The sequence below is a fragment of the Sphingopyxis flava genome, from assembly GCF_900168005.1.
Classification (GTDB): Bacteria; Pseudomonadota; Alphaproteobacteria; order Sphingomonadales; family Sphingomonadaceae; genus Sphingopyxis; species Sphingopyxis flava.
In genome coordinates this window covers 1-13,028 of the sequence record NZ_FUYP01000049.1, presented here as the reverse complement: position 1 = coordinate 13,028, position 13,028 = coordinate 1, and the positions used below count along the sequence as shown (strand labels likewise).

Annotated in this window: 13 protein-coding genes; 4 read left to right on the top strand and 9 right to left on the bottom strand. The window is 59.4% G+C overall.

Translation table 11 applies throughout. The features are described 5' to 3' along the window. Positions 1–92: 92 nt before the first annotated feature. Positions 93–935, bottom strand: a complete 843-nt coding sequence (locus B5X69_RS19295; RefSeq protein WP_079640161.1) for an SDR family NAD(P)-dependent oxidoreductase — start codon at positions 933–935, stop codon at positions 93–95. A 214-nt stretch (positions 936–1,149) separates the two neighbouring features. Here B5X69_RS19295 and B5X69_RS19290 point away from each other — a divergent pair, with 214 nt between their 5' ends. Continuing rightward, a complete protein-coding gene (locus B5X69_RS19290) occupies positions 1,150–1,977 on the top strand; it encodes an SDR family NAD(P)-dependent oxidoreductase (RefSeq protein ID WP_079640160.1) in 828 nt (275 codons plus the stop codon). Positions 1,978–2,055: 78 nt separating this feature from the next. Here B5X69_RS19290 and B5X69_RS19285 read toward each other — a convergent pair whose 3' ends face one another. From B5X69_RS19285 to B5X69_RS19265, 5 genes are all read right to left on the bottom strand, one after another. After that, positions 2,056–3,327 (bottom strand): amidohydrolase family protein, encoded by a 1,272-nt coding sequence (locus tag B5X69_RS19285; protein WP_079640159.1) that lies wholly within the window; start codon positions 3,325–3,327, stop codon positions 2,056–2,058. A 156-nt stretch (positions 3,328–3,483) separates the two neighbouring features. Beyond that, positions 3,484–4,749, bottom strand: coding sequence for an amidohydrolase family protein (locus tag B5X69_RS19280; RefSeq protein ID WP_079640158.1), 1,266 nt, complete (start codon positions 4,747–4,749; stop codon positions 3,484–3,486). Between the two features lie 467 nt (positions 4,750–5,216). Further along, the gene (locus B5X69_RS19275; RefSeq protein WP_176141695.1) at positions 5,217–6,554 is read right to left on the bottom strand and encodes an aromatic ring-hydroxylating oxygenase subunit alpha; all 1,338 of its coding nucleotides are present in this window, start codon (positions 6,552–6,554) and stop codon (positions 5,217–5,219) included. A gap of 118 nt (positions 6,555–6,672) precedes the next feature. After that, on the bottom strand, positions 6,673–6,993 hold the full coding sequence (locus B5X69_RS19270; protein WP_079640156.1) for a 2Fe-2S iron-sulfur cluster-binding family protein: 321 nt from the start codon (positions 6,991–6,993) through the stop codon (positions 6,673–6,675). 12 nt (positions 6,994–7,005) lie between these two features. Continuing rightward, positions 7,006–8,193 carry a serine hydrolase domain-containing protein gene (locus B5X69_RS19265; protein ID WP_245798811.1) on the bottom strand — a complete coding sequence of 396 codons (1,188 nt, stop codon included), beginning with the start codon at positions 8,191–8,193 and terminating at the stop codon, positions 7,006–7,008. Between the two features lie 210 nt (positions 8,194–8,403). Here B5X69_RS19265 and B5X69_RS19260 point away from each other — a divergent pair, with 210 nt between their 5' ends. Further along, on the top strand, positions 8,404–8,940 hold the full coding sequence (locus tag B5X69_RS19260; RefSeq protein ID WP_079640162.1) for a nuclear transport factor 2 family protein: 537 nt from the start codon (positions 8,404–8,406) through the stop codon (positions 8,938–8,940). A gap of 3 nt (positions 8,941–8,943) precedes the next feature. Here B5X69_RS19260 and B5X69_RS19255 read toward each other — a convergent pair whose 3' ends face one another. Both B5X69_RS19255 and B5X69_RS19250 read right to left on the bottom strand, forming a co-directional pair. Continuing rightward, positions 8,944–9,363, bottom strand: coding sequence for a carboxymuconolactone decarboxylase family protein (locus B5X69_RS19255; RefSeq protein WP_079640154.1), 420 nt, complete (start codon positions 9,361–9,363; stop codon positions 8,944–8,946). A gap of 42 nt (positions 9,364–9,405) precedes the next feature. Then, positions 9,406–9,966: a nuclear transport factor 2 family protein gene (locus B5X69_RS19250; RefSeq protein ID WP_079640153.1), complete on the bottom strand. Its 561-nt coding sequence runs from the start codon at positions 9,964–9,966 to the stop codon at positions 9,406–9,408. A gap of 305 nt (positions 9,967–10,271) precedes the next feature. On the opposite strand from B5X69_RS19250, the gene B5X69_RS19245 reads away from it, so the two are divergent. Further along, on the top strand, positions 10,272–10,784 hold the full coding sequence (locus tag B5X69_RS19245) for a nuclear transport factor 2 family protein (protein ID WP_176141694.1): 513 nt from the start codon (positions 10,272–10,274) through the stop codon (positions 10,782–10,784). A 51-nt stretch (positions 10,785–10,835) separates the two neighbouring features. On the opposite strand, the gene B5X69_RS19240 is transcribed toward B5X69_RS19245, so the two are convergent. Further along, entirely contained in the window at positions 10,836–12,461 is a 1,626-nt protein-coding gene (locus B5X69_RS19240) for a GMC family oxidoreductase (RefSeq protein ID WP_079640151.1), read from the bottom strand. Positions 12,462–12,664: 203 nt separating this feature from the next. Here B5X69_RS19240 and B5X69_RS19235 point away from each other — a divergent pair, with 203 nt between their 5' ends. Further along, positions 12,665–12,928 carry a hypothetical protein gene (locus B5X69_RS19235; RefSeq protein ID WP_079640150.1) on the top strand — a complete coding sequence of 88 codons (264 nt, stop codon included), beginning with the start codon at positions 12,665–12,667 and terminating at the stop codon, positions 12,926–12,928. Positions 12,929–13,028: the final 100 nt, after the last annotated feature.

Here is a 13,028-nt window from a genome sequence, read left to right as displayed (position 1 = left end):
CCCTCGGCAATATCTGCGACCTCTATTCATCCGAAGAATGTTGGAATTACCTCAAAGCCGCCGGCTATGCGTCCGATTAAACGCACGATGCTCTAATTGATTGAACGGCATTGGCCGCCATCAACGCGATAGTTGGAACCGGTCATGTAACTTGCCTGCGGACTGGCGATGAAGGCCACCATGCGGGCAATATCTTCAGGCCGACCGAAATGCTTGATCGGCTGGGGAATCACTTCGTGCGTGAAGCGCCGCTCAATGGTCGGCCAATCGAGCTCGGTCCAGCCCAGCTGATTGGCCCATTCGACGAATCCGGCGCGCACGCCTTCAGTCGCGATCGTGCCCGGAGTAACCGTGTTCACCGTCACGCCTGTGCCGGCAAGCGATTTCGCCAGTCCACTTGTCATGTTGGTGATCGCCGCCTTGGCTGGCTGATAGTCGGCCAGATCCGGCTCTGTCTGCGTGGCCGAAGCGCTGGAGATATTGATGATCCTGCCCCACCCGCGCTCGATCATTCCCGGTGCCAATGCCTGGATCAGGCGGACCGATGACCCGACATTCTGCTCGTAGGTCCAACGCCAGTCATCCCAGGGCGTTTCCAGCCATGGCCGATTGAAGCTTTCCGCAGTGGTATCAGGTCGCGAGGAAGCGGCCATGCCGCCGGCGTTGTTGACGAGAATATCGACCCCACCGAAGCGCTCGATCACCGCACTAGCCACTCTGGCACAGTCCGCTTCCTCGTTCAGGGCTCCCATCACGAAATCCGCCTCGCCCCCGGCATCGACGATGCTCTGCGCGACAGCCCTGGTCTTCGCTTCGTCGCGACCATGAAACATGACTTTCGCGCCTTCCGCCGCCAGCAGGCGCGCGATGGCCGCGCCAATGCCCGAACTGCTGCCGGTCACAAGTGCCCGCTTGCCTTCAAGTTCCAGATCCATTGCATTCTCCCATCCGGCCTGCACGCTTCCTGCATTGGCCGATATGAACGGAGGATAGGCCCGCACCTAAGAGAATGCCAAAGTGCATCGATCGCATTCGGGCCGTATCGGCGAATCCGCTACACATGTGATTTCCATTGCCGCCAATTCCACGGCGGGAAGGTTGCGGGTAATCACATGGCCTACCTGTAATGGCATTTGACGGAGAGAATGGATGGGCGCGCTTGGCGGAGAACTGAACGGCAAGGTGGCAATCGTTACCGGGGCAGGCCTGCCCGGCAACATCGGCTCGGCCACTGCAGAAGTGCTGGCCCGCGAGGGGGCAAGCGTGGTGCTGGTTGACGTGACCGACTCACCCCTTGCCGAAACAACCAAGGCACTGGCCGACAAGGGTTATGCCGTCGCGTCGTTCGTAGCGGACATCAGCGACGAAGACGCAGTGAAAAATCTGATCCGCTTCACTGTTGAAAGGTTCGGACGGCTCGACGTGATCGACAACAACGCCGGGCGCACAGACGCTGGCGACGTCAGCGTCACCGAGATGGACGTTGCGTGGTGGGACCGGACCTTCGCGGTGAACGCACGCGGCACGATGTTGATGTGCAAGCACGCAATTCCTGAAATGATCAAGAACGGCGGCGGGTCGATCGTCAACATCAGCAGCGGCACCGTCCAGGGCGGCAATTTCTACATGACCGCCTATGCCGCATCAAAAGCGGCGGTTGAATCGCTGACGACCTATATCGCCACGCAGTATGGCGCCCAAGGCATCCGCTGCAACGCCGTTGCACCGGGACCGATCTTGACCAGTTCGCTGAAGAAGGGTCTGCCCGATGACATACGCGATATCTATCGCCGCCACACACTGACAGGCGAATTCGGAAAACCTTCGGAAATCGGCGAGGTGGTTGCCTTCCTCGCCTCGGACCGTGCGAGCTTCGTGACCGGCCAGCTGATCCAGGTGGACGGCGGTATCTCCGTGCGCGCGGGCACATCGGTCGAAATCATGGAACTCATGAGCAAGGGCGTCGTGCCCGAATAGCTACCAACTTCAAAGGGCAGAATTGGAAAAGTGGTGGCTTGCCTGCAGGCCGCCCTTTTTGGTGTGCCGATTGCGCGATCAGCCGACAATGCCGGTGCGCCCCTTCGGAAGCATGCGGCGGCCATTAGAATACATGACCTGCTCGACCTGCTTAGGGGTCAGGCCCTTGCAGCCTTCCTCCACGAAATCGTGCGGCGTGGGTACGCCTTCGGCATGGGGATAGTCGGATCCCATCAGCAGGCAACTGGCATCCCCGCCGAGGTCCGCGACGACCCTGGCGATATCATCTTCGGGATAGGCGACGACGAAGCAGTGACGCTTGAAGATCGTCGATGGACGTTCCTTCAGCTGGCCCATCGGCCACCAGCCGCTGCGCGCCATGCCGCGCATCTTGTCCATCTTGTAGAGAAACCGCGGCAACCATTCGCAGCCATTCTCCACCGATGCGACTTTCAGGTTCGGAAACCTTTCGAACAGGTTCCAGTAAACGAGTGAGGCCAGCGTCATCATCACTGGAATTTCGCTGTAAGCGAACATCCACTGCCATGCCGTCTGGCCGGACCGGCGCGGCTGGAGAGGCTGTTCACCCCAGGCACGGATCAGGGGATGCATGAAATTCGCTTCCGAAACGTGGAAGGTCACCAGTACGCCCGCGTCGTTGAGCACCTGCCACAGGGGGTCGAAATAGGGGTCTGCAGGTGCCTTGCCGTCGACCGGCCCCATTGGCATCACGACGACGCGCACGCCGTTCTCGACCAGCCACTTGGCTTCGGCTACTGCCCAGTCGAGATCGTAAAGCGCCAGCACCGGGGTCGGGTAAATGCGATCGTCGACATTGAGCGACCATTCTTCGACCAGATATTGGTTCCACGCGTGGAACACCGCACAGGCCCCTTCCGAACCGAGCTTTTCGGCCATCATTCCGATCTGTCCGAAGGCCGACACGAAGTGGCCGACGAACATGATGCAGGCCTCGACGTTGAATTCATCCAGCTTGGCAAGCCGTGCTTCGCGCTCATACATGTCGACGGTGGGCTTAATGCCTTCGCCCAGCTGTTCGCCCGTGGCGATCGCGCGAAGCCAGTCTTTCAGCCTGCCCGGCTGGGGAATGATGTTATCAGGATTGGCCTCCGAATTTTCGACCTTCATCTCGCCGATGAACATACCGAACTCGCCGTCCGGGCCGTACTTGCGCGCCGGCAGCCAATCCTTTTGGAATTTTTCGGGCAGGTATCTCTCGAAGAACGAGAAGTCCTGTTCCTGGATGTGTGTGTCTGCATCGAAAATCGGGCCGCCGTAGGTTGGTGCCCCAAGTTCGTCGATCTTCAGTGCAGAGTTCGAACCTGCCATGGCCAGCTCCCTTGTCTTGCAGAAGGCATTACAACCGCTTGTCCGCGATCACACCGCTGCCGTTAACCTCCGCCCGCAAACGCAGTCCGCAGAGACGAAGATACGGGGAACACACCCTGCGGCATGGCCCCCGTCTCTTCACGTTGTATCGTCGGCTCAGGCAACGATGCCCGTCTTGCCCTTGGGCAGCATGCGCCGACCATTCGAATACATGATCTGTTCGACCTGCTCGTAGGTCAGGCCCTTGCAGCCTTCCTCCACGAAGTCGCGCGGACGGGCCACGCCTTCGGCGTGCGGATAGTCCGAACCCATCAGGATACAGCTGGCGTCACCGCCAAGCTGATCGACGATGCCCTTGATGTCGTCTTCCGGGTAGGCGACGACGAAGCAATTGCGTTTGAAGATCGTCGAAGGACGTTCCTTCAGCTGGCCCATCGGCCACCAGCCGCTGCGCGCCATGCCGCGCATCTTGTCCATCTTGTAGAGGAAGCGGGGCAGCCATTCGGCACCGTTTTCCACGCTCGCCATCTTGATGTTGGGGAAGCGTTCGAAGAAGTTCCAGTAAACGAAATTGGCCATGGTCATCATCACCGGGATTTCGCTGTAGGCGAACATCCACTGCCACGCGGTCTGGCCGTTCTTGCGGTTCTGCAGCGGTTCCTCTCCGAAGGCGCGGATCAACGGATGCATGAAGTTGGCTTCCGATACGTGGTAGGTCACCACCACGCCTGCATCGTTGAGGATCTTCCAGAACGGATCGAAATAGGGATCGGCCGGTGATTTGCCGCCAGTTGGCCCCATCGGCATGACGCAGACGCGCAGGCCGTTCTCTACCAACCACTCTGCCTCGGCCACTGCCCAATCGAGATCATGCAACGAGAGAACTGCGGTGGTGTAAAGCTGGTCGCGGGCGTTGAGACCCCATTCATTGACGACATAGAGGTTCCACGCATGGAAAAGCGCATTAGCGCCCGCCGTGCCCTTTGCCTCTGCCTGCAGCAGCACCTGCCCAAAGGCGGAAACGAATTCGCCGACAAACATGACGCAGCCATCGACTTCGAACTCGTCGAGCTTGGCGAGGCGCGCTTCGCACTCGTACATGTCGGGCGTAACCGGGTGCGCCGCCTCAACCGCCTCACCGGTCGAGATCGCCAGCAGCCATTCCTTGAGCTTGCCCGGAGGCGGGATCCGTCCGTCCGGATCGAGTGCGGCGTTCTCGATGCGGTAACTGTCACCCAAGAACATGCCAAATTCGCCATCCGGCCCATATTTGCGCTGGGGCAGCCAGTCCTTGTGGAACTCCTTGGGCAGATACTTCTCGAAGAAGGAATAGTCCTTCTCCTGGATGTGGGAGTCACCATCGAAAATCGGCCCGTCATATGCAGGCGCGGTATTGTCGATAGCCTTGAGTGCTGTTTGCATGCCAGCCACGGTTTTCTCCTCGTCGGATTATGATTTCCGAACCGCGGTGGCAGTGCCGCCCACTGCGATTCTTGAACGCACGATACGCCTCATCGCTCACTCCGGCAAATAAAACCGAACAAGTGTTAGGGTCAAGATGGAAGGCCTGAATTGCAGCAGAATCGGCTAGGCAGCATGTGGGAAGCGCAACCTTCCGCTGGGCCAGAACCTTCGTCGGCAGACATACGAGTCAGTTTTTGGAAAGCAGACAAAGCCCCATATTACAGCACATTATGAGGAGTGCGGAGACGCGATTCTGTCACCTCAATTCCACTTTCAGCGATCATGAGGCGCGCCACGGCTTCGTTCGGCAATGGGTTCGCGCTGACCCCGATTTCGCGGGATCAACGTCTATCATATGGCAGATATCTCGCCGAGAGTGGCGCGCTACGTCATCACAGTGCCCCGTGCATCCAGTGATGCAGGGCTCAGCCTCGCGACTGGCCCAGAACATAACGTTCAAGCGTCTTGTGAAAGTTGATGATTTCCATCTCCTGGACCGGATTGGGCCGGGCATAGGCAAACTTGCTGGATTTCATGCCAGCCTGGACCTCGGTCATATTGGCAATGTCCTGATCCAGGATCAGGCCCACGCTTTCGTTCACCGGATCGGTAATCAAACGCGTCTCGATCTTGGGCTCCTTGCCCGGACCATAGCGCTTGAGCGACCAGATTTCGAAAACGCATTTGTCGGGATTGCTCGGATCGAGACTGTCAGGACGCGCGCGATACCAAAGCGCACCGTCGAAATAGGGCAGCGTCACGCAGTTCGGGAAAATATGCCAATCGCTGCCGGCCTTGGCCAAAGCTTCGAAGGTAAGCCGTTCGGGATAATTGGTGCCGTCTTCTATCGCCGCCTGGCGCCCCAATTCGATAGCCGTGCCCATGGCCGTCATCGCATCGACGTCCGGCGGAAGAACATCCATGATCTTTTTGGCGGCTTCGAAATCGCGATCGGTCTGGATCGCGTTGAGATCCTCTTCGATCTGGCGGAAGAATTCGATCACGCCTTCGCGTGCATCTGAGTAGACATTGCCGGCAAGCCGCGGCGAGCTGGTGCCGAGCGGCTGCACGTCCTTCCAATAGCCGAAATGGGCGTGCTTTCCCTGGGCATAGCTTTGCGTGTAATCGTTGCCCGCCACCTTGATCAGCTGGGGATGCGTGGCGGCTACGTGGTAGCCTTCCATGAAGGCTTCGAGCGCGACCTTCCAGTTGACCGGCAGGTGCAGCTCGACCTTCCAGCGAAAGCGCATTTCCTCCAGCTCGAAGGGATCGAGATATTCGGGAATGGTCTCAAGATATTCGGCAAGGCTTTCGCCATCAGGGTCCATGCAGATCCAGATGAAGCCAGCCCAGGTGTCGACCCTGACCGGCCACAGATCGAGCCGTTCGTCGTCGAGCGCGCCCTCCCAGTCGTGCCGGTCTAGCACCTGGGTGTTCTTGCCTTCTAGATTGAAGGTCCAGCCGTGGTACTTGCAGCGGAACTGGCTCGACCGACCGCAACCATCGGCGAGGCGCCGTCCGCGATGAGGGCAGACGTTATGATAGGCAACCAGGCCATCCTTGGAACGGGCGACGACGATCGATTCATTGGCGACGTTGAAAGTCAGGAAATCACCGACTTCCTTGAGCTCCTCTACCCGTCCGGCAACCAGCCAAACCTTGCCCCAAAGATGCTCGTTCTCGCCCTGCGCGAATTCGCGCGAAATGTAATTTTCGGCACGCAATTTGGCGAGGGGAAGCCCCGGTTTGGGATTGGTTGCCATAGTCATCTACTCCTCGCTCGTCTCGTAACCATGCAAATGCTGAAGCACGGCAATTTATAAAGTGCTTACTACACGAAGGGTCTTTTTCAAGACCTCCTTGGTAGCACAATCAATTGTGTCAGCCCTGCCATTCCGGAATCTCGAAACGCGCACCATCCAGCGCTTCGGTCACCACGATCTGGCAGCAGAGTCGGCTGTTTGCCTGCGCCAGAGCAACCACATCAAGCATTGCCGCCTCATCTTCCGAAGCCGGCGGAATGCGTTCAGCGACCTCTGCCGGAATGTAACAGTGGCAGGTCAGGCAGTTCATGCAGCCGCCGCATTCGCCGATGATCCCAGCCACTCCAGCCGCGACCGCCGTCCGCATCACGGTATCGCCCACGCGGGCCTGCACTCGCCTTTCCGTACCGTCGTGCTCGACGAAGATCAGTTCCGGCAAGGGTGCCCCCCGTCAGTCGACGCCAAGGTCCGCGCGAATTGCGTCGGCGATCATCAGCATAGTATCCTCTTCGGGCGTTTGGGCCGTCTGCATCCGGTTGTGCGCGATCGCGACCGCCAAACCGGTTTCCGGGTCGGCAAAGCCAATCGAATTCCCCGCGCCGGGGTGACAAAGCACGCGACGATGCTTGGCCGCAGCGACCGAAAGACCGTCACCGCCCAGCCAGAATCCCGCTATCCCCAAAGGCACCGGGAAGCCGAACATGACCGGATCGGGTTCATCGCTGTTGGGCCGCGGTGTGCTGAAGGTGGCGACCATATCGGCGGGCAGGATGCGCACGCCGTCCAGCTCGCCGCCCTGTGCGATCATCGCCCAGAACCGCGCACAGCTTCGCGTCGTAAAGATGCCGCCCACGCCTGCAATTGGCGCCCGGCGAACGACCGGCAGTTCGAACACCTCCGGCACCAGATCGACCTGCGGCGGCATCGATGCAGTGTAGAGCGGCGGCAGATATTCGGGCGGCACGGGCGGCATGGCATTCACCAGCTTGGCCACCCGGGGCAGCTGTTCGTCAGGAAGGCCAATCCAGATATCCGGGGCGTGCAACGGCAGGGCAATCTCTTCGCGGATAAAGGTACCGATATCGCGGCCTTTGGGATCGGTGCGCCGAACAATCTCACCCACCAGCCAGCCGAAGGTCATGGACAGGTAGAGCGCCTTTTCACCCGGAGGGGCAAGCGGTGTGAGCGCCGCGATCCCGCGTGTCATCCAGTCCCAATCGGCCATCAGTTCGGGAGTTACACCTTCGGGCATCTGCGGAATCCCCGCACGGTGCGTCAGCACATCGCGGACCGTCGTCGGCTCCTTGCCGTTAACGCCAAATTCGGGCCAGTAATCCATGACCCGGGCACCGTAATCGACCAGACCACGGGCGACCTGGATGTGCAGCGCTGTCGCGGCCAGCGGTTTGGTCACCGAAAACATGTTGAACAGGGTATCGCCGTCAACCTTGCGGCCGGTGTCGGGATCGGCAATGCCGCCCCACGTGTCGATAGCCAGCTTGCCACCGAGATAGGCAGTAACCTGGACGCCTATTTCGCGCCCTTCAGCGATCAGCCTGGCGATCGTTTCATCCACGTTTTTCGACCGAACAAGTGTATCGTTCGTCACCATTTTAACTCCTGTGATCGCGCCGGACACACACATCCTGCGCGTCCCGGCGATATGTTACCAAGCCTTGCACAACGCTATCAGGATGCCAAGCAAAGTGCTTGCCTACCCGCGCCCTTGGTCCATTCGATCACATGTCCGATATTGCCGAACGGGAATGCGCAGCCTTGGTCGCTCGGCTATGTTGCACTTAATTTTTGGATCGTGACACCGCAATTGGACAGTTTTTTGGAGGCCCTGATGGGAGACAATCAAGCAGCTATCCTTCGTGAATTGAAGGACCGGCAGGAAATCCTGGACTGTCTTCACCGCTATTGCCGCGGCGTGGACAGGTTCGACCGGGAAGCTGTGCGGTCGGCCTATCACGACGATGCACTGGACGATCACGGCGAATATGTCGGCGATGTCGAAGGCTTCATCGACTGGGCGTTCGGCTATCACCAACGCCATCAACTCCGCACGCTGCACGCCATTCACAATCACCTATGCGAGATCGACGGGGACACAGCGCATTCCGAAACCTATTTCAGCTTCCACTCCGTCAATCGCGAAGCCCCCCACCAGACGACGACGACGGGCCGCTATATCGATCGGTTCGAACGGCGCGAGGGACGTTGGGGCATCGTGCGGCGCATTTGCGTGATCAACGCCTTCGGTGCGGGTTTCGATCCGGAGGGCCAGGCCGGGGACGGGCAGTTCTTTCCCTCAACCCGCGACAAGAGTGACCCCGCCTATATGCGACCGCTGGAGATCGATCCGAAACGGTTCACGCAATAGGAATCACATCAGCCCGCGTTCCTCGGCAGTCGCCGTCCCTGTATCCAGACCGCGCTCGCGCAGAACCTCCATGACCGGGCCGATCGCGCTCGCAACCGCGGGGAAACCGAGATAGGGGATCGTCTGGATTATCGCTTCCTCGATCTCCCTAACGGTAAGGCCGTTCGTCAGCCCGATGCGGATATGGTTCTTGAGTTCCTGATACTGCCTTTGCGCGATTAGCACCCCGATTACCACCAGGCTGCGCTGCTTCCGCTCCAGCCCGTCGCGCGACCAGACACTGCCGAAAGCAAAATCGGTCGCCAGCCTGGCCACATCCGCACCAATGCCGGTGTCATTCATGGCCGCGCGCATCTGTTCGGCCGCTTCCGGACCCATGAGATCGGAAAACACCTGCAATCCGCGCTCGGTCAAATCGTCCATATCGCAACCTCAACTGACTTCTCGTGATAAGAATCGTTGCCCTCAGGCGTGTTTCGTTATGGCCGAAAGGGTAGCCTGATCCATGTTCTTCCAGAATGCGTCCCAGCTTGGAAAGTCGTGCGGCAGCTGCGGCGATCCATGGGCCAATGTTTCCCAAAACTGGAACGGCGGCTTGGGCCGGTCGATGATATCATTTGCATACCAGTGCTTTTCCTGCCTTCGTTCGAAATACCATTGGCCATCGCTGCGAACATAGCGATCGAAATAGACGATCATCATAACGATCCATTCGTCGCCATATTCGTGCTCTGCCCGGCAATAAGTGGTCCCGGTCGCGGAATCGTTATCGATGAAGTCGACCACATGCCCGCATATCTGGTGAATCGATCGATAGAAGGTCTTGAGGTTCGGCTCGATAAAGCTGCGCAGGACTTCACGTCCTTTGCCTCGTCTTCCGCAATCGACATCCTCGACAAACAAGTCCAGCCATGCATCTACATCGCGCGAATCGACTGCGAGCGCATAGCGTGCGGGAAGTTCGCCGATTGCCTGCCGCGCCTCGGTCCGCTCAAGCCGCCGGACGATTTCGGATAGATCGGTCATGGGCAACAGTCCGCGAATAGTCCGCGCAAGGTCATCATGGTGCCGCTCCCTCTTTTTCGTCCTCGATACCGAACGACATAGCAAAGCATGGCGGTAACTTGATCCGCTTTTCAGCCAAGGCACCCCCTAATCAGGGATGAGATTTGGCCCGGTTGGTGCGACGAAGCACTTCACCGGGCAGGATCGGGCACGCCCCGGCAATCACATTCCTGATTGAATGAAGGCACGGGCCGCTCTTGATCGCCACACGTGGCATTCGCGCCTAGGCTGGCGGGCAAGGGTGAGAATGAATGGAGGATGCCACGATGACACTCGAAGAACGTATCTCGAGACTTGAAGATATCGAGGAGATCAGGAGCCTGCGAAACAAGTTTCATCACTTCATCAACGAAGGCCTCGCCCACCGGTTCGGCGAAGTCTATACGGATGACGCGGTAGTTCATTTCGACGATTTCATGAAGCAGGAAGGGCTTGCGAACATCATCGCGGCTTCCACCGAACTGGCCCGACAGGCCTTCGTCATTCAGTTCCTCCACAATCACGCAATCGAGCTCGACGGAGATCGGGCAAACGGCTTTTGCTACCTCGATGCGCGATATGCGGCGAACGGCGAAAGCCTGATCGTGGCCGCCCGCTATGATGACGAGTACCGACGCACACCCGCCGGTTGGAGAATCTGCAAAACGCGGGTCAACATCTTCTTCTCGGTCCCGTTGGCGCAGGGCTGGGCCGATGCGGCTGCAAGCGAGGTCGGCAAAAGCTATTTCACCAGCCTTGCAGAAGAAATGTCGGCCGCGGCGGCCCGTAAGCAGAACTGATTATCGGATAGCGACTGCAGCCTCGAATGATCGAGTCCGCGTTTCCAAAAGTCAGGCCGCGCGTGCGCTGCCGCTCCGCTGATCCTCGCAAATGAGTTCCGCCGCGCGCAAGGCCATGCCCATGGTCGGGGCATTGGTGTTGCCTGCGATCATTTCCGGGAAGACCGAGCAATCGACCACGCGCAAGCCATCGATCCCGCGCAGGCGCAACCGCCCATCAAGCGGGGCCGTATTTTCCTTTCCCATGCGCACCGTTGCAGTGGCGTGATATCCCGCACCGCCAAAGCGGTGGAACAGATCGATGATTTCCTCATCGCTCTGCGCCTGTGCGGTGAAGTCAGTCTCACCAACTATGAAGGGCTCCAGCGGCGCCTTGGCCATCATTTCGCGCACGAAGCGGAACTGCTCAATCGCCGCGCGCCGGTCGTATTCGTCGGTCAGGAAATTGGGATCGATATTGAGCTTCGCCGCCGGGTCCTTGCCGGTCACCAGCACATGGCCTTCGCTGCGTGGACGCAGGGTCATGGTATAGACCTGCATTCCCGGCTCCTTCTCCATCGCCATACCCGCCGCCACATCCAGGCTGTAAGGCGCGAACATCAACTGGCTGTCAGGCCGCTCGCTCTCGGGCAGGACCTTGACGAAAGCAGCCGCTTCGGACGAACCATAGCTCATCGTATTCTTGAGACCGGCGACATGCTTGGCAACATTTGCCAGCAGCCGCGCCCCGGTGAACTGGCTGTTGTCGCTGTCACGATTGTGGCGCAGCCGGAAGTTCATCATCACCAGCGTGTGTTCGCGCATGTGGTGCCCGACACCCGGGCAATCGAGCTCCACGTCGATACCGGCCCGCTGCAGGTCCTGCGCGCCTCCGATGCCGGAAAGCTGCAGAATGCGCGGTGAGCCGAGCGCTCCCGCCGAAAGTATCACCTCGCCACGGCACCGGAACTCTACCGGTGTGCCGTCGCCATGAACCCCGGCAACACCGACCGCGCGCCGGTTCTCGATAACAACACGATCGGTACGAATGCCGGTTTCAACCTTCAGGTTGGGACGGGAGAGGGCCGGTTTTAGGAACGCCTTGGCGGCCGACACGCGGCGCCCCTTGGCATCGATGTTCCATTGCAGCGGCGCAATTCCCTCTTGCCGGGGATCCGAATGGTCCTGCTTGACCGGCAAGCCCATTTCGCGCCCCGCCTCGATCCAAGCGCTGAGCAGAGGCGGAGGTGCCGGGTGCGACTTGATCGGAATTGGCCCGCCAACGCCGCGATCGGGGCTGGCGCCGCTGGCATGATCTTCCAGCGAAAGGAAAAGCGGGCGCATATGTTCCCATGACCATTGATCGCCCGCGAGTTCTGCCAGCCGGTCATAGTCCGCCGCGACGCCACGGTTCCAAACCATACCGTTTACGCCGCTCGACCCGCCCAGCATCTTGCCGCGAACCCACACTTCCTGTCCGGCACCGCCTTCACGGGTTCTGACCGTAGGAAAAAAATGCGCCGTTGTCGGATCGGCCAGCGTCTTGCCAAACCCCTTGGGCATATTGACGATGAAACTGTCGCCCGAACCGCCTTCTTCGACCAGAAGGACATTGCAGCCGGGATCGGCGGAGAGACTATTGGCAAGCACACAGCCAGCGGAACCAGCACCCACGATGATATAGTCGAAATCAGTCATGTGGTGATCCTGTTTACCTCGCCATCAATTGGCAAGGACAAAGCGGCTTGCAACGAGCCGCAGTCCGAAAAGACATGGCAGACATCTGTAATGTGATGGAATCGACAACGGGGCGAATGGGCATCAGCGAGCGCGCCGTTTGGCTGTAGGGTTGTGCCACGGCGAAAACCGCCGCGCCACAATCCGGGGAAGGAGCTATCACGATGCCGCAGATAAAGACATATTGTCGCATCTGCCTGTCATCTTGTGGCCTCATCGCCGATGTAGAGGGCGACGAAGTCGTGCGCGTTCGCGCAGATCGCGACCATCCGCTTAGCGGTGGCTATTCCTGTTCGAAGGGCCGCGGCCTACCGGAGTTCCATCGCAGCCCCCGCCGGCTGCTCGCGCCCAAGGTTCGACGCGGAGAAAACTTCGAACAGATGGGTTGGGACGAAGTGCTCGACGATCTGGCTGTCGTTGCCCCTTAATTTTCGGACAGTTCCTCACTGGTTGATTGGACGATGTATTCGCGCGGGGCGAGGTAGCCAAGTGCGCGATGCGGATGGACGGTGTTGTAGTGGTGGAACC